Origin of the sequence: Streptomyces fractus, assembly GCF_049844455.1 — a bacterium.
Classification (GTDB): Bacteria; Actinomycetota; Actinomycetes; order Streptomycetales; family Streptomycetaceae; genus Streptomyces; species Streptomyces fractus.
The window spans coordinates 1136131-1152364 of the sequence record NZ_JBMYHI010000002.1; the positions used below are offsets into that span (position 1 = coordinate 1136131).

Annotated in this window: 11 protein-coding genes; 6 read left to right on the plus strand and 5 right to left on the minus strand. The window is 69.9% G+C overall.

Annotation, left to right across the window (positions count from 1 at the left end):
- Window positions 1-65 precede the first annotated feature (65 nt).
- The gene (locus tag ACP4E5_RS07285) at window positions 66-455 is read left to right on the plus strand and encodes a type II toxin-antitoxin system Phd/YefM family antitoxin (RefSeq protein WP_425826074.1); all 390 of its coding nucleotides are present in this window, start codon (window positions 66-68) and stop codon (window positions 453-455) included.
- On the opposite strand, the gene ACP4E5_RS07290 is transcribed toward ACP4E5_RS07285, so the two are convergent.
- A complete protein-coding gene (locus ACP4E5_RS07290; RefSeq protein WP_425826076.1) occupies window positions 448-1974 on the minus strand; it encodes a helix-turn-helix domain-containing protein in 1527 nt (508 codons plus the stop codon). The genes ACP4E5_RS07285 and ACP4E5_RS07290 overlap by 8 nt on opposite strands.
- 301 nt (window positions 1975-2275) lie before the next feature.
- Here ACP4E5_RS07290 and ACP4E5_RS07295 point away from each other — a divergent pair, with 301 nt between their 5' ends.
- The 3 genes from ACP4E5_RS07295 to ACP4E5_RS07305 are packed head-to-tail and all read left to right on the plus strand — an operon-like array spanning window position 2276 to window position 5560.
- Window positions 2276-3688: a purine-cytosine permease family protein gene (locus tag ACP4E5_RS07295; RefSeq protein ID WP_425826078.1), complete on the plus strand. Its 1413-nt coding sequence runs from the start codon at window positions 2276-2278 to the stop codon at window positions 3686-3688.
- Window positions 3685-4182: a nucleoside deaminase gene (locus ACP4E5_RS07300; RefSeq protein WP_425826080.1), complete on the plus strand. Its 498-nt coding sequence runs from the start codon at window positions 3685-3687 to the stop codon at window positions 4180-4182. Before ACP4E5_RS07295 ends, ACP4E5_RS07300 begins: the two co-directional genes overlap by 4 nt.
- A 40-nt stretch (window positions 4183-4222) precedes the next feature.
- The gene (locus ACP4E5_RS07305) at window positions 4223-5560 is read left to right on the plus strand and encodes an amidohydrolase family protein (RefSeq protein WP_425826082.1); all 1338 of its coding nucleotides are present in this window, start codon (window positions 4223-4225) and stop codon (window positions 5558-5560) included.
- A gap of 23 nt (window positions 5561-5583) precedes the next feature.
- Here ACP4E5_RS07305 and glgB read toward each other — a convergent pair whose 3' ends face one another.
- The 4 genes from glgB to ACP4E5_RS07325 all read right to left on the minus strand — a co-directional run bounded on the left by glgB (window position 5584) and on the right by ACP4E5_RS07325 (window position 13282).
- Entirely contained in the window at window positions 5584-7866 is a 2283-nt protein-coding gene (glgB, locus tag ACP4E5_RS07310) for a 1,4-alpha-glucan branching enzyme (RefSeq protein ID WP_425826084.1), read from the minus strand.
- Window positions 7867-7896: 30 nt separating this feature from the next.
- Window positions 7897-9237, minus strand: a complete 1341-nt coding sequence (locus ACP4E5_RS07315; protein WP_425826086.1) for a maltokinase N-terminal cap-like domain-containing protein — start codon at window positions 9235-9237, stop codon at window positions 7897-7899.
- The gene (gene treS, locus ACP4E5_RS07320; protein ID WP_425841131.1) at window positions 9234-10973 is read right to left on the minus strand and encodes a maltose alpha-D-glucosyltransferase; all 1740 of its coding nucleotides are present in this window, start codon (window positions 10971-10973) and stop codon (window positions 9234-9236) included. The genes ACP4E5_RS07315 and treS overlap by 4 nt, the downstream gene beginning before the upstream one ends.
- A gap of 71 nt (window positions 10974-11044) precedes the next feature.
- A complete protein-coding gene (locus tag ACP4E5_RS07325) occupies window positions 11045-13282 on the minus strand; it encodes a maltotransferase domain-containing protein (protein ID WP_425826088.1) in 2238 nt (745 codons plus the stop codon).
- A 302-nt stretch (window positions 13283-13584) separates the two neighbouring features.
- Between ACP4E5_RS07325 and ACP4E5_RS07330 the strand changes: the two genes are divergently transcribed.
- Together ACP4E5_RS07330 and glgX are read left to right on the plus strand one after the other, a co-directional pair.
- The gene (locus tag ACP4E5_RS07330) at window positions 13585-14118 is read left to right on the plus strand and encodes a pep a2 (protein ID WP_425826090.1); all 534 of its coding nucleotides are present in this window, start codon (window positions 13585-13587) and stop codon (window positions 14116-14118) included.
- On the plus strand, window positions 14115-16229 hold the full coding sequence (gene glgX / locus ACP4E5_RS07335; protein ID WP_425826092.1) for a glycogen debranching protein GlgX: 2115 nt from the start codon (window positions 14115-14117) through the stop codon (window positions 16227-16229). Before ACP4E5_RS07330 ends, glgX begins: the two co-directional genes overlap by 4 nt.
- The last annotated feature ends 5 nt before the right edge of the window (window positions 16230-16234 follow it).

The following is a 16234-nucleotide window of genomic DNA, read 5'->3' on the forward strand; positions in this document are numbered from 1 at the left end:
TCGCCGCGGTCCTCCATGGGTACCCGCCCACCCCGCAAAAACTTACGGCCGGTAACGTAAAGGCCATGATCGTTGTTGAACTCGACGCCGCCGTCGAGGACTTCGGGCGTCTCGTGGCCCACGTGGAAGAGACCGGCGAACACGTGAGCATCATCGACGACGGTCGGCCGGTGAGCGTGCTCCTCCCTGCGGCCGAAGTCGTCGCACTCGAGCACTGGGCGCAACGGCAGTACGGCGCGCTGACACCCCACCCGGCTGCGGTCGAGGAACTGCCCTGCGGACCGACGCAGCACGGCGCCTACATGCAGTACCTGCACGCGGACGGCGGGCGCATGACGTTCACCCGGGACCAGGTCGTAGTGGCGGAACTGCGTCCCGCCAGGTGGTTCAAGTGGCTGGTCGGCGAGACACTCCACGACCGACGGAGCCACCCCGGCCACCCGGACCTCACCTGATGCTCAGCGCCAGGCAGAAGTCGACCCGGTCGCGCAGGGTGGCGAGGCTGTGGCCGGTGAGCTCCTCCACGCGCCGCAGCCGGTACCGCAACGTGTTGACGTGGACGTGGAGTTGGTCGGCGCAGCGCTGCCAGGAGCCGGACGCGTCGAGGAACGCGGTGAGCGTGCCCAGGAGGTCGCTGCCGTGTTCGGTGTCGTAGCGCTCGACGACGCCGATCAGCCGGTCGCGGTAGAAGCGGCGCACGTCGTCGGGGACGGCCGCGAGCAGGAGTTCGTAGGAGGAGAGGGCGTCGCTGTCGGCGGTGCGTACGGTGCCGGTTCCGAGGGCGGCGACCCGCAGTGCGTTCCGGCCCTCCTCCAGCGCGCGGCGCAGGCCGGCCGCGCCCGTGGCCGGTCCGCCCGTGCCCATGGCGGCGTGACCGTCCGCGAGCAGCGGGGCGAGGCGTTGCGCGGCGCCGGACGTGTCGTGGTCGTCGCCCGGTACGAGCAGGAGGTACGCGCCGCCCTCGACGGGTATCGGCACCGAGCAGCCGGCCCGGCGGTCGGCGACGTCCTCCAGGACGGTGGCCGCGAGTTCGGCCCCGTACGGGCCGCCGATGGTCCTCACGTACACAGCGCTCAGCGGCGCGTCGAGGACGAGGCCGAGGCTGGTGAGCCGGGAGGAGGCGGCCGCCTCCTCCCGGCCGTCGGTGAGCAGGTCGACGGCCTCGCGCAGGAAGCGTGCCTCGATGCGGCGGCGTTCCTGAGTGGCCACACCGTCGAGCGCGAGCAGCGCGCACACCTCCCAGGCCGCGTCGGCCACACCCGGAGCCCAGTCGCGGTAGTCGCCCGAGGCGGCGAGGTATCCGGCGGGCGGGCGGCGCGCGGCCGGTGACTGGACGGGAAACAGGGTGAGTTCACCGACGCCCGGGACGGAGCGCACGGCGGGGAAGCCGCCCGCGCCGAGCGCGTCATGGTGTGCGCGGGCGAGGTGCCGCTCGCTCACCGAGGGGACGGAGCCCGCGCGCGGCGCACCGGTCGCGGACAGCACCGCACACCACACACCGGTGGCCCGTGCGAACACGTCGATGAGCCCTTCGGCTCCCGCGCCCGCGGCCATGCTGGCGACGAGGCCGCGGTGCAGGTTCACGGACGGCGCGCGCCGGTGGCCGCCGCCGAGCGCGGCGAGGACCGTCTCGGTGAGCGCGGCGAACGACACGTCGTCGGCGACGGTGAGCAGCGTCAGGCCGTGCCGGGTACAGGCGTCGGCCAGCGGCTCCGGCAGCGCGCCGACATCCGCGGTCCCGGCGACGAGCGCGGCGGCGCCCGCCGTGGCGAGAGCGGCGACGAACACATCGGCGTCGCGCGGCTCGTGGTACCAGGTCGTGCTGGTCAGGACGAGTTCGCCGCCATCGAGATAGCGCCCCGGGTCGGAGAGGTCGGTCGTGTAGACGCCGCGGACCGGCGGGCTCTCGACGGGGGATTCCACGACGGGCCGCAGCCCGAGCCGTGGCATGGCGAGCAGTTCGGCGAGCTCCACCGGTCGGCCTCCTCGACGCCGCCCAAATGCGGGGCGGGCGACTCGTGTTACAGGTATGCACACCGGCGTGCACGTGGTTTGGAGCATAGTACGGGGCCGCCGCGCCAAATCGGCCGCCCGTCTGGAGAGATGTGCAATCCCCTGCGGGGTGCGCCGCCGGTTCACTGGGGGATGTCGCGCACCCATGGATGTCCTCGCGGTTCCCCGCACATCCGTACGCGTACGAGCCGCATGCCCGCACGACCGACCCACCCGCTCCCGTTCGCCTTCCCTGTCTGCTCCGCTCTGTGAGGAGCCCGCCATGCGCGCCGACCCCGTACGTCCACCGAACACCGAACACCCCTCCGCCACCGAAAGCGCCTCGGCCGTCGAACGGCTGGGGGCCGAGCCCGTGCCGCTCACGCGTCGGCACGGGCGCCCCTGGTCCCTGTTCACGCTGTGGTTCGGCGCGAACGTGCAGTTCGCGACGCTCAGCGTGGGTGCGCTCTCGACGTCGGTGTTCGGCCTCGACCTGCTGCCCGCCGTGCTGGCGATCATCACCGGCACGCTGCTCAGCTCGGCGCTGGTGGGCCTGTTCTCGACGCGTGGTCCGCTGACCGGGGTGCTGCAACTCGTCCAGTCGCGCGGCCCGTTCGGGCGGCTCGGGAATCTGCCGTCCGCGGCGTTCACCGTCGTCAACGGTGTCGGCTGGTGCGTCGTCGACTCGCTGCTCGGCATCTTCATCCTGCGCGATCTGACGGGCATGGGCTTCGGCCCGGCGCTCGCCCTGATGGCGCTGGCGCAGATGGGTATCGCCGTCGTCGGCTACCGGCTGATCCACACCGTGGAGCGGGTCCTCGCGGTGATACTCGTGGTGGTGTTCGCGGTGATGTCGGTGTACGGCTTCGGCGCGGCGCACGCGGCCGCGCCCGTCGCGCCGGCCGACGGCTCCACGGCCGCGTTCCTGCTGGTCGTCGCCGTCACCGCGGCCCGCGTGCTCGGCTGGTCCGCGTACGCCTCCGACTACAGCCGCTATCTGCCGCGGCAGAGCCGGCCGCGCCGGGTGTTCCTCGCGGCGGGCGGCGGCTCCGCGGTCGCCGGGGTGTGGATCGGCGCGCTCGGCGCCGCGCTGGGCACGGCGGGCGCGCTCGACGACCCGAGCGCGATGGTCAGCGGCCTGCTGCCGCACGCCCTGGGCACCGTCGTGCTGCTGTGCCTGCTCCTGTCCACGCTCGCCTCCACGGTCATCGACCTGTACTCGGGTGCCATGGCGGCGCTCGTCGCCGGGTTCACAATTCCGCGCTGGGTGTCGGTGCTCGTCGTCGGCGGCCTCGGCACGGCGCTCGCCTGGTACGCGGGACACGGCGACTTCGCGAGCCAGCTCAACGACTTCCTGCTGATGACGGGTTACTGGCTGGCGCCGTGGGGCGCGGTGATGATCGTCGCGTACTGGGGCCGATGGCGGCACACGGTCGTGGATGTGTACGACCGCGCCCACCGGTTCGGCCGGGGCCTGCCCTGCGTACTGCTCGCGCTCGCGGCCGAGCTGCCGTTCATGAACCAGTCCCTCTATACGGGGCCGCTGGCCGAGGCACATCCGGTGCTCGGCTCGTTCGGCCTGTTCGTCGGGTTCGCGGTGGCGGGGGCCGCGTACACCGTGCTGTGCCCGCGCCCCCGAATGTCCCCGCGACCCGAAACACCGGAACCGTACGAGCAGTTGAGGAGCAAGGCATGACCAGCACGACCGCGCCCACCACCCCCTCCGCGCAGGACGAGGCGTTCCTGCGCACGGCCATCGCCGCCGCCGCGAAGTCCCGCGCCGGAGGCAACCACCCCTTCGGCGCGCTGCTCGTCCTGGACGGGCGGCAGGTCCTGGAGGCCGGCAACACCGTCGTCACCGAGCGGGACGCCACCGGCCACGCCGAGACCAACCTGGTGCGCCTGGCGACCCGTACGTACGACCGCGAGACCCTGGCCCGCGCGACGCTCTACACCTCCACGGAGCCGTGCGCGATGTGCACCGGCGCCGTCTACTGGAGCGGCATCGGCCGGGTCGCGTACGCCCTCGGCGAGGACGAACTCCTCGCCCTGACCGGCGCGAACCCCGAGAACCCGACGATGGCGCTGCCCTGCCGGGACGTGCTGGCCAGTGGGCAGCGCGCGGTGGACGTGGTGGGTCCGTGCCTGCACGAGGAGGCCGCGGCCGTCCACGCGGGCTTCTGGAACTGAGCCACCAAGACCTGACGCACCCGCCCCGAGGAGCACCCGCATGTCACCGCACCGCACCCTGATCCACAACGGCATCGTCATCCCCTGCGACGGCACGAAGGCCGTCCTGGACCCCGGTTCCGTCCTCCTGGAGGGCGACCGCATCGTCGCCGTCGACCGCCCCGAGGCCTTCGCCACCACCGACGCGCAGGTGATCGACGCCACCGGCCACGCCGTCATCCCCGGCCTGCACAACACCCACCTGCACTCGGGCCTGTTGCGCGGCACCGCCGAGTCCAAGTCGCTGTGGGACTGGCTGCGCGACTACGTCGACCCGGCCCACAAGGCGCTCACCCCCGACATCGCCGAGGCCGCCTCCCTCCTCTGCTACACGGAGTCGCTGCGCGCGGGCACCACGTCCGTGATGGACATGTGGCGCCACATGGAGGGCTCGGCTCGCGCCGCCGAACAGGTCGGCATCCGCGCGACCCTCGTCCCGTACGTGGCCGATCTCCCGGGGTACGACTACTTCGAGACGCTGGAGACGAACCGCCGCCTCCTCAAGGAGTACCGAACCTACGCGGGCGGCCGGGTGCGCTCGTGGGTGGGTCTTGAGCACCTCTTCTATTGCAGCGAGGAAGCCTTCCGTGCGGCCGCCGCCCTAGCCGACGAATTCGACACGGGCCTGCACACCCACTCCTCGGAGACGACGTGGGAGGTCGAGGAATCCCTACGGCAGTTCGGCCGCCGCCCCATCGAGGAGTTCCACCACCGCGGCATCCTCGGACCGCGCACGGTGGTCGCGCACTGCGTGTGGCTCGACGACCGCGAACTGGACCTGCTCGCCGAGACCGGTACGAGCGTCGCGCACTGCCCCTGCTCCAACATGAAGCTGTCGTCGGGACCGGCCCGGGTCGCCGACATGCGCCGCCGGGGCATCGCCGTCGGCATCGGCAGCGACGGCGAGAAGGAGAACAACAACCTCGACCTGCTGGAGGAGATGAAGTTCGCCTCCCTGCTCCAGAAGGTGACATCCCTCGACCCGACGACCGGCGACCCGTGGGACATCCTCGACATGGCGACGCGCGACGGCGCCCGCGCCCTCGGCCTCGGCGACATCACGGGTTCGCTGGAGGTCGGCAAGCGCGCCGACGTGGTGACGGTCGACCTGCGGGCGCTGCACACCACTCCCCTCCTCCACGGCGACGACTTCAACGCCGTCCCTCACCTGGTGTTCTCCGCGTCCTCCGCCGACGTCGACCACGTGTGGGTCGACGGAGAGCTACGGGTGTCCGGTGGCAAGGTGTTGAGCGTGGACACGGAGAAGGTGCGGCTGCGCGCGCAGAACGCGGCGGAGGAACTGTTCCGCCGCCGGGCGGCCCTTCCGGCATCCCGGTAGGAGGCTCTGGACGGGGCGGCGGTTCAGTCGTTGTGGTCCTCCGGTGTCAGCCACAGGGTGGCCAGCGGCGGAAGACACACCGTCAGCGACGCGGGGAGGCCGTGGCAGGGAGACGGCTCCGCGGTGAGCGGGGCGGCGTTGGCGACCCCGCTGCCTCCGTACCGCTTCGCATCGGTGTTGATGACTTCCCGCCACACGCCGGAGGCCGTCTGAGGGACGCCGAGCCGGACACACTCCCGTACCACGGGTGAGAAGTTGCAGAGGGCGAGCAGCGGGCTGCCGTCGGCCGAGTGGCGCAGGAACGCGAGCACATTGTCGTCCGCGTTGTCGGCCATCACCCAACGGAAGCCGGCCGGGTCGGTGTCCCGCTCCCAGAGCGCGGGGGTGGCCGTGTAGCGCCGGTTCAGGTCCTGGACCAGGCGCCGCACCCCCAGGTGGTCCTCTGCGCCGGCCGAGCCTTCGTCGACAAGGTTCCATTGCAGTCCGTGTGCTTCGGACCATTCGGCGCCTTGGGTGAACTCCTGGCCCATGAAGAGGAGTTGTTTGCCGGGGTGGGCCCACATGAAGCCCAGGTAGGCGCGGTGGTTGGCGCGTTGTTGCCACCAGTCGCCGGGCATCTTGGAGACGAGTGAGCGTTTGCCGTGGACGACCTCGTCGTGGGAGATGGGCAGGACGTAGTTCTCGCTGTAGGCGTAGACCATCGAGAACGTCATCTCGTGGTGGTGGAACTTGCGGTGCACCGGCTCGTGGCTCATGTAGTCGAGGGAGTCGTGCATCCAGCCCATGTTCCACTTCAGGCCGAAGCCGAGGCCGCCGAAGCCGCCCGGTCCGGTGTGGTGGGTGGCGCGGGTGACGCCGTCCCAGGCGGTGGATTCCTCGGCGATGGTGACGACGCCGGGGACCTGCCGGTAGAGGGTGGCGTTCATTTCCTGGAGGAAGGCGACGGCGTCGAGGTTCTCGCGGCCGCCGTAGCGGTTGGGCGTCCACTGGCCCTCTTCGCGGGAGTAGTCGAGGTAGAGCATGGAGGCGACGGCGTCGACGCGCAGGCCGTCGATGTGGAACTCCCGGCACCAGTACAGGGCGTTGGCGACCAGGAAGTTGCGGACCTCCTTGCGTCCGTAGTCGAACTCGAGGGTGCCCCAGTCGGGGTGTGCGGCGCGCAGCGGGTCCTCGTGCTCGTACAGGGGGCGGCCGTCGAATTCGGCCAGTGCCCAGTCGTCGCGGGGGAAGTGGGCGGGGACCCAGTCCATGAGGACGCCGATGCCGGCCCGGTGCAGGGTGTCGATGAGGTATTTGAAGTCGTCGGGGGTGCCCAGGCGGGCGGTCGGGGCGTAGAAGCCGGTGACCTGGTAGCCCCACGAGCCGCCGAAGGGGTGCTCGGCCACCGGCAGCAGCTCGACGTGCGTGAATCCCAAGTCGGATACGTAGGCGGGGAGTTGGTCGGCGAGCTGGCGGTAGGTGAGGCCGGGGCGCCAGGACGGCAGGTGCACCTCGTACACCGAGAACGGAGACTCATGGACGGGGCGGGCGGCACGCCGCTCCAGCCACGACTCGTCGCCCCACGTGTAGTGGGAGGCGTCGACCACGGACGCGGTTGCCGGTGGTTGTTCGGTGCGTCGCGCCATGGGGTCCGCGTGCTGGCGCGGCACGCCGTCGGGGCGGGTGATCTCGTACTTGTAGAGCTCGCCCTCACTGATGTCCGGGACGAACAGTTCCCAGACACCGGAGTAGCCCAACGACCGCATGGGCGTCGAGGTACCGTCCCAGTGGTTGAAGTCACCGACGACACGCACGCCGCGCGCACGGGGCGCCCACACCGTGAAGCGGGCGCCCTGGACGCCCTGGTGCTCCATGGGGTGTGCGCCGAGCGCCGTCCAGAGCTGTTCATGGCGGCCCTCGTTGATGAGATGCAGGTCCAACTCGCCCAGGGCGGGCAGGAATCGATAGGGGTCGTCCACCTCGACTACGCCGTCGGCGGTGGTCACGCGCAGCCGGTAGACCAGGGGCGGCGCGAGGGGCAGCTCACCCTCGTGCAGGCCGTCGCCCACGTTCAGCAAGCGCCACTCCGTGTCGTCGGCGAGCACCGACACCTCGGTGGCCCGCGGGCGGAGACAGCGAACGACGACGCCCCTCGCCGTCCGGTGCGCGCCCAGCACCGCGTGCGGGTCGTGATGGGTCCCGCCCAGCAGCGCCGCACGGGTCCCCCGGTCGACGCCCGACGTCGATCGGGCATGCCGGAACAGGCTCGGGCCGGCGGTGGCGTTGACCGTCATGGTGGGGCTCCTTGGGGAGGCGTGGGGCCGCATGGCTCCGTAGGTCGTGGCGGTAATTCGCGGTCAGAGTGAGCCGGCGAGACGCGCCACGGCCTTCAGCGGGACGGTGATCCAGTCGGGCCGGTGGGTCGCCTCGTACAGCACCTCGTAGACGGCGCGGTCGGCCTCGTAGGCGCGCAGCAGTTCCGGCGCGTCCGCCGGCTCGAAGCCCCCGGCCTCGCTGTAGCCGGAACAGAACGCGGAACGGCACTGTTCGGCCCACCGCGGGCGTGGTGTGGGGCCCATGTGCGCCGCGTAGTCGAAGGACCTGAGCATGCCGACCACGTCCCGTATCGGCGAACGGTCCGCACGGCGTTCCGCCAGCGGGCGCGCGGGCTCCCCCTCGAAGTCGACCACGTGCCAACTCCCGTTGCGCCACAGGACCTGACCCAGGTGGAGGTCTCCGTGTATCCGTTGCAGGGGCGGTTCGCTGGTGGACGTCGCGACGTCGGCGAAGATGCCTTCCAGGGCGGGCACATGGCGGCGCAGGGCCGGGACCGCCTCGGCCGAGTGACGCAGCCGGTGGGTCATCTCCTCGGCGAGGCGGGACCGGTGATGTCCCTCGGCAGTCCCGGTGGGAAAGACATGCGCGAGGGCGGCGTGCAGTTCGCCGGTCATGCGGCCGAGGCCCCGCGCCTGCTTGATGAAGTCGCCTTGCGTGGAGGCCGAGCGCAGGGCCAATTGCCAGCCGTCCGTCGCATCGGTCAGGAAGGGCTGGACCATGCCGAGGGTGCCCCAGAACGGTTCGGTCACGAAGAACCAGGCCGTGGGCGCCGGTACCGAGGTGTGCCCCGACCGGCCCAGCCGGGCGGTCACCTCAAGGTCCGGGTTGATGCCTTGCTGGATGCGGCGGAACAACTTCAGGATGAGCCTGTCGCCGTACACGATCGACGTGTTGGACTGCTCCGCGTCCAGGACGCGGGGAGCGAGTCCCGTCGGCACCGACGCGCGGGGGAAGGACTCGAAGCGGAGCGCCCCGACCTTGCCGCCCTCACGCAGACGGTCAAGCAGCAGGATCGCCACGCGGTGATCGTGGACGGCGTCGTACACCATCAGCGTGCCGCCGGTGGGGCCGTCCACCTGTCCGAGGGCGTGCCGCCACAGTCGTGGCGGCGGGTCGACGGCCGCACCCAGTATCAACTGGTAGTGGCTTTCCTCCTGTTCACCCGCTTCCTTCACCCGCATCAGCAGGTGGAAGCACTCCGGGGTCAGCGCGGTCGCGGCCGCGACCGAGATCTCCGAGATCGGGCGGCCGCTGCCCGCGTACCAGCGCTGCCCGGGGAGCCAGCGTCTCAGCAGGTCGTTGAGGGAGGAGCCGAGAAGCGGGGGGCGCGCGTCACCGAGTTCGATCACGGGGTGAGTCATGACGTGAGGTCCAATCCTGTGGGACTCCCCGAGGTGCGGTCCGGCACTGGGTCCTCGCTCAGCCGGAACCAGTAGAAGCCGTGCCCGGCGAGCGTGAGCAGGTAGGGCAGTTCGCCGATGGCGGGGAAGCGGACGCCGCCGATCAGCTCCACCGGGTGCCGGCCGTTGAACGACTGGAGGTCCAGTTCGGTGGGCTGGGCGAAGCGGGAGAAGTTGTGCACACAGAGGACCAGGTCGTCCTTGAATTCCCGTAGGAAGGCGAGGACGGCGGGGTTGGAGGAGGGGAGTTCGGTGTAGGAGCCGAGGCCGAACGCGGGGTTCTGCTTGCGGATCTCGATCATCCGGCGGGTCCAGTGCAGCAGCGACGACGGGGAGGACATCGACGCCTCCACGTTGGTGACCTGGTAGCCGTAGACCGGATCCATGATCGTGGGCAGGAAGAGGCGGCCGGGGTCGCAGGAGGAGAAGCCCGCGTTGCGGTCCGGGGTCCACTGCATCGGCGTGCGCACCGCGTCACGGTCCCCGAGCCAGATGTTGTCGCCCATGCCGATCTCGTCGCCGTAGTACAGGATCGGCGTGCCCGGCAGGGACAGCAGGAGCGCGGTGAACAGTTCGATCTGGTTGCGGTCGTTGTCCAGGAGCGGTGCGAGGCGGCGGCGGATGCCGATGTTGGCGCGCATCCGTGGGTCCTTGGCGTACTCCGCGTACATGTAGTCGCGTTCCTCGTCGGTGACCATCTCCAGGGTCAGCTCGTCGTGGTTGCGCAGGAAGATGCCCCACTGGCAGCCCGACGGGATCGGCGGCGTCTTGGCGAGGATCTCGGAGACCGGGTAGCGCGACTCGCGGCGCACCGCCATGAAGATCCGCGGCATCACCGGGAAATGGAACGCCATGTGGCATTCGTCGCCGCCGACGCTGGGGGCGCCGAAGTAGTCGACGACGTCCTCCGGCCACTGGTTCGCCTCCGCGAGGAGCACCACGTCGGGGTACTGCGAGTCGATCTCCTTGCGGACGCGTTTGAGCAGCTCGTGGGTGGCGGGGAGGTTCTCGCAGTTGGTGCCCTCCTCCGCGTACAGGTAGGGCACCGCGTCCAGACGGAAGCCGTCGATGCCCAGGTCGAGCCAGAACCGCAGGGCGGCCAGGATCTCCTCCTGCACGGCCGGGTTCTCGTAGTTGAGGTCCGGCTGGTGGGAGAAGAAGCGGTGCCAGTAGTACTGCTTGCGGACCGGGTCGAAGGTCCAGTTCGAGGCCTCCGTGTCCACGAAGATGATCCGCGCGTCCGCGTACCGCTTGTCGTCATCGGCCCACACGTAATAGTCGCCGTACGGCCCGTCGGGGTCCGAGCGGGACTGCTGGAACCACTCGTGCTGATCACTGGTGTGGTTCATCACGAAATCGATGATCACGCGCATGCCACGCTGGTGCGCCGCGTCCACGAACTCCACGAAATCGGCCAGATCGCCGGTCTCGGGCAAGGTGACGATGTAGTTGGCGACGTCGTAACCGTTGTCCAGCAGTGGCGACTTGAAGAACGGTGGCAGCCAGAGGCAGTCCACGCCCAGCCACTGGAGGTAGTCCAGCTTCGCCGTGATCCCCTTGAGGTCGCCGATGCCGTCGCCGTTGCTGTCGTGGAAGGAACGGACGAGGACCTCGTAGAAGACGGCGCGCTTGAACCAGTCCGGGTCCTGAGGCAGGGACGGGTCCTGCGGCATGACGTCCGGCCGTTCAGGCAGCATGAATTCGTTTGTTGTCATGAGGGCTTCTCCCTCGGGTGTGCATACCGATGAAGGAAGAGCGCTTTCCTGGCTCAACCAATGGTGAAGATGTGCGCTGGTGTCTCGCCCGGCGTCAGACACACGTAGTTGGTGTCGCTCCAGGTGTACGTCCGGCCGGTCAACTCGTCGCGCACACGGAAGGTGCCGTCCGGCGGGGCCTTCAGGGCCTCTCGGTCGAGGCGGACCGTGGCCTCCTGGGTGTGGTGCGGGTCGAGGTTCACGACGACCAGGACCGTGTTCGAGCCCTGTGCGGACGTGACGCTCTTCGAGTACACGAGGACCTCGTCCTGATCCGCGTGGTGGAAGTGCACGCCGCGCAGGGTCCGCAGCGCCGGGTTACGGCGCCGGATCGCGTTCAGCTCGGTGATCAGCGGGGCGATCGTGCGCCCCTCCCGCTCGGCCGACTCCCAGTCACGGGGCCTGAGTTGATACTTCTCCGAGTGCAGATACTCCTCGCTCCCGGCCCGCAGCGGAGTGTTCTCGCACAGTTCGTACCCGCTGTAGAGTCCCCACGCCGGCGACAGCGTCGCGGCCAGCACCGCACGCAGCTCGAACGCGGGCCGCCCGCCGTCCTGCAAGAACGCGTGCAGGATGTCGGGCGTGTTCACGAAGAAGTTCGGCCGCATGTAGCAGGCCGCCTCCCCGCTCAACTCCTCGACATACTCGGTGAGTTCCTGCTTCGAATTGCGCCAGGTGAAGTACGTGTACGACTGCTGGAACCCGATCGCGGCCAGCGTGTGCATCATCGCGGGCCGGGTGAACGCCTCCGCCAGGAAGATCACATCCGGATCGGTGCCGTTGATCTCCCCGATGACCTTCTCCCAGAACACCACCGGCTTGGTGTGCGGGTTGTCGACGCGGAAGACCCGCACCCCGTGGCCCATCCACAGCCGCAGGATCCGCACCGTCTCCGCGACCAGACCCGGCAGGTCCTGGTCGAAGGCGAGCGGATAGATGTCCTGGTACTTCTTCGGCGGATTCTCCGCGTACGCGATGCTGCCGTCCGGACGGTGATGGAACCAGTCCGGATGCTTCTGCACCCACGGATGATCCGGCGAACACTGCAACGCGAAATCCAGGGCCACCTCCATCCCCAACTCCCGCGCCCGGCCCACGAAATGATCGAAATCCTCGAACGTGCCAAGCTCCGGATGGATCGCGTCGTGCCCGCCCTCGTGCGAACCGATCGCCCAGGGCACCCCCACATCGTCCGGCCCCGGCGACAGCGAATTGTTCGGCCCCTTACGAAACGTCGTACCGATCGGATGGATCGGCGGCAGATAGACGACGTCGAAACCCATCGCCGCGATGGCCGGAAGCCGACGGGCCGCCGTCCGCAACGTCCCGCTCACCGGCCGCTCCCCGGCCCGCACCACAGCCCCCTCCGAACGCGGAAAGAACTCGTACCACGACCCGAACAGCGCCCGCTCACGCTCCACGAGCAGCGGGAAGGCCCGGCTTTCGGTCAGCCGCTCGCGTACCGGGACATCCTTCAACGCGGCACGCACCGCGGGGTCCGAGGCCGCGGCCAGTCGTTCCAGCGGGCTTCGGGCCGCATCGCACAGCGCGTCCACTGCCGCGGCCAGGACCTCGCGCGTCTCCTTCGTCGACGCCTTGGCCAGCGCCTCCTCCAGGTGCACCGCCCCCTGCTCCAGCGTGATCTCGCAGTCCACGCCGGCGCCCACCTTGATCGTGGCGTCCCGTATCCAGGTCTCCACGGGGTCGCGCCACGCACGTACGCAGTAGCTCAGCCGGCCGGGCCTGTCCGCGCTCACCTCGGCGCTCCACCGGTCCGTCCCCGGGGCCATGGGTGTCATCGGCCACCGGCTCACCTCGCCGCCGTCGGACGGCGCACGCAGCACCACTTCGGCGCCGAGAACCCCGTCGCCCTCGACGAAGACCAGGGCCGTGACAGGGAAGGTCTCCCCCACGACCGCCTTGGCCGGACGTCGGCCCCCGTCGACCGATGGCCGCACGTCCTCGATCGGGATGGGGACAGCGGTGTTCGACGGCGTCGTCATGCGATGCACCCTTCTCGACGGGAAGCGGACGGTGGAGGTGAGGGAGAGAAGCGAGCGACCGGAGCGCTGTGCCGCGTCGGCGGCCTCCCGGCCGCATCGCTCGCCCGTGGCCCGGCACAGGGCTGCGACAGCACACTCGAAGCTCTCGCGCACCTCGGGGTCGTCCGGGGATGCCAGAAATCGACGCTCCCAGGAGCGGTAGCTCGCCAGGCACTGGTCAACTTCTTCGGTGACACGCGGTGTCCCCATGGGTCGGCCTCCGGGCCTCCGGACCTCCGCCACACCGGGCCCGCCCGGGGCCCGCCGGGCTCGCGGCCCGTTCACGGAGGGAATTCACGCCATTACCGTGGGCGGTTCATTCACCCATATTGCGGCGTCCCCGACGATCCGTCCTGTTGAGCGGAAGGTCGCCGAGCGGTCACGTCCGGTTGCACGAATGGAGTACAGCGCACAGGCTGATCCATGACTCTCAAGCGATCCATGCTCACGGTCCGTGCACACGGCTCCGCCGGTCCGACGGGCCGCGAGCAACGCGGTGAGGAGCAGGAACCATGCATCAGGCAACGCCCAGCTACTACCACATCGCCGTGGAGCCGACCCCTGAGCGCGTCGGCCAGGTCCAGCGAATCGTGGCCGCGCACACGCGTTACTGGGGTCTCGAGCGGCTGACGCCCTCGGCGACCCGCGGTCTCGGCGTTCTGCTGGAACTGGCTGTGCGCAGGCGCCCGGACAGCCGCGTCGAGGTCGAAGCATGGTGGAACGGGCAGCACTTGATCAACGCTGTGTCCTACGAGGACCCGGCCACCGGCGCCTCCCAGGGCCTCCCCCAGCGCTGCTCCGCGCAGATCGCGGCGCTGAGCGACGGGTGGGGCAGCTGCACGCGGGGCGCCCGGCGCATCGTGTGGTTCTCGCTGCGCAGCAGGACCGGGGTCCGGGAGCTTCTGGTGCCCAGGATTCCTGTTCCGGACGCGAGCGAGGCGCTCCAACTGCCCAGCTCCGCGCGCCCGGACGTCGCGCTTGAGCCCGTGGCCGCGGCGCCCGTACCCGTAGCGCCCGTACTCGTGGACGCGGGCACCGCTTCATGACCGCACGCCCGGCGGATCGGGTCCACGTGCGGAGCGGGCGCCCCTATCCGCTCGGAGCGACGTACGACGGCCACGGCACGAACTTCGCCTTGTTCAGTGCCGTGGCCGACCGGGTGGACCTCGTGCTGCTGGACGCCGAAGGCGCCGAGCGCACGGTGCCACTGCCCGAAGTCTACGGTTCGGTGTGGCACGGCTACGTGCCCCACGCCGGGCCGCCCCAGCAGTACGGCTACCGCATCCACGGCCCCTGGGAGCCGGCCTCCGGGCACCGGTGCGACGTCGAGGCGTTCCTTCTCGATCCCTACGCCAAGGCCGTCCACGACCGCCTCGGCGCGGGTGGGGTCGACGGTGAGGGCCTGTGCAGCGTGGTCGTCGACCCGGCCTTCGACTGGTCCGGCGACACACCACCGGACCACCCCTATGCCGACTCCGTCATCTACGAAGCGCATGTGCGAGGTCTGACGGCGAGGCATCCCGGTGTGCCGGAGGCTCTGCGAGGCACCTATGCGGGCCTGACCACGCCGGCGGTGCTGGAGCATCTCACCGACCTGAAGGTGACCGCGGTCGAGCTGCTCCCCGTCCACCAGTTCGTGCAGGACGGCTTCCTGCGGGACCGGGGCCTGTCCAACTACTGGGGCTACAACACGATCGGCTTCTTCGCGCCGCATCACGCCTACGCCGCGCACGGCACGCTCGGCGAGCAGGTCACCGAGTTCAAGAACATGGTCAAGTCGCTCCACGCCGCCGGCCTCGAGGTGATCCTCGACGTGGTCTACAACCACACGGCGGAGGGGAACGAGAACGGCCCCACCCTGTCCTTCCGCGGGATCGACAACGCGTCGTACTACCGCCTCGCCGACGACGACTTCAGCCGCTACTACGACACCACGGGCACCGGCAACAGCCTCCTCATGCGCCACCCCAACGTCCTGCAGCTGCTCATGGATTCGCTGCGGTACTGGGTCACCGAGTGTCACGTGGACGGCTTCCGCTTCGACCTGGCGGCCACCCTGGCCCGCCAGTTCCACGAGGTCGACCGGCTGTCGGCGTTCTTCGACCTCATCCAGCAGGACCCCGTGATCAGCCGCGTGAAGCTGATCGCCGAACCCTGGGACCTCGGCGAAGGCGGCTACCAGGTGGGGAACTTCCCGCCCCTGTGGTCCGAGTGGAACGGCAAGTACCGCGACTGCGTCAGGGACGTCTGGCGGGCGCGGGACGGCACCCTGGCCGAGTTCGCCACCCGGCTCACCGGGTCCGCGGACATCTACCAGCACGACCGCCGCCGCCCACGGGCCAGCGTCAACTTCATCACCGCACATGACGGGTTCACCCTGCGCGACCTCGTGTCGTACAACGAGAAGCACAACGAGGGCAACGGCGAGCACAACAACGACGGCGAGAGCGACAACCGGTCCTGGAACTGCGGCGCGGAAGGCCCGACCGACGACCCGGGCGTGCTGTCGTTGCGCGCCCGGCAGCAACGCAACCTGCTGGCAACCCTGTTGCTGTCCCAGGGCATCCCGATGCTGAGTCACGGAGACGAACTGGGCCGCACCCAGCGGGGCAACAACAACGCCTACTGCCAGGACAACGAACTGACCTGGGTCGACTGGGACCTCGACGACGAACGCGCCTCCCTGCTGGCCTTCACCCGCGGCCTCATCGCACTGCGGGCCGCCCACCCGGTGCTGCGCCAACGCCGCTTCTTCCGCGGCGAGGCCCCCGCAGGCCACGACGACACCCTGCCGGACCTGGTCTGGCTGCGCCCCGACGCGACGGCGATGACCGAAGCGGACTGGAAGCGACCCGACGCGCACACCCTGGCCGTCTTCCTCAACGGCGACGCGATGCGCGAACACGACAGCGTCGGCGAGCGCGTCGTGGACGACTCGTTCCTGGTCCTCTTCAACTTCTACTGGAACGCGACGGAGTTCCAGTTGCCCGACGCGTCGTACGGCACCTCCTGGACGACACGCATCGACACGGCGGAACCCGACGGCGTACCGGACGAATCCGAGTACAAGGCCGAAGCGATCGTCCGCCTGGAGGCACACTCCCTGACCGTCCTCTCACACCACCCGGGCACCGCCCCACCAGCACGCGATCAGTGACGCGA

Excerpts from the sequence above, each read along its gene's own strand:
- ACP4E5_RS07315 (WP_425826086.1), bottom strand. The coding sequence starts at position 9,237 with ATGACTCACCCCGTGATCGAACTCGGTGACGCGCGCCCCCCGCTTCTC.
- glgB (WP_425826084.1), bottom strand. The coding sequence starts at position 7,866 with ATGCGGCCCCACGCCTCCCCAAGGAGCCCCACCATGACGGTCAACGCC.
- ACP4E5_RS07330 (WP_425826090.1), top strand. The coding sequence starts at position 13,585 with ATGCATCAGGCAACGCCCAGCTACTACCACATCGCCGTGGAGCCGACC.
- ACP4E5_RS07295 (WP_425826078.1), top strand. The coding sequence starts at position 2,276 with ATGCGCGCCGACCCCGTACGTCCACCGAACACCGAACACCCCTCCGCC.
- ACP4E5_RS07305 (WP_425826082.1), top strand. The coding sequence starts at position 4,223 with ATGTCACCGCACCGCACCCTGATCCACAACGGCATCGTCATCCCCTGC.
- ACP4E5_RS07285 (WP_425826074.1), top strand. The coding sequence starts at position 66 with ATGATCGTTGTTGAACTCGACGCCGCCGTCGAGGACTTCGGGCGTCTC.
- ACP4E5_RS07325 (WP_425826088.1), bottom strand. The coding sequence starts at position 13,282 with ATGGGGACACCGCGTGTCACCGAAGAAGTTGACCAGTGCCTGGCGAGC.
- ACP4E5_RS07300 (WP_425826080.1), top strand. The coding sequence starts at position 3,685 with ATGACCAGCACGACCGCGCCCACCACCCCCTCCGCGCAGGACGAGGCG.
- glgX (WP_425826092.1), top strand. The coding sequence starts at position 14,115 with ATGACCGCACGCCCGGCGGATCGGGTCCACGTGCGGAGCGGGCGCCCC.
- treS (WP_425841131.1), bottom strand. The coding sequence starts at position 10,973 with ATGCTGCCTGAACGGCCGGACGTCATGCCGCAGGACCCGTCCCTGCCT.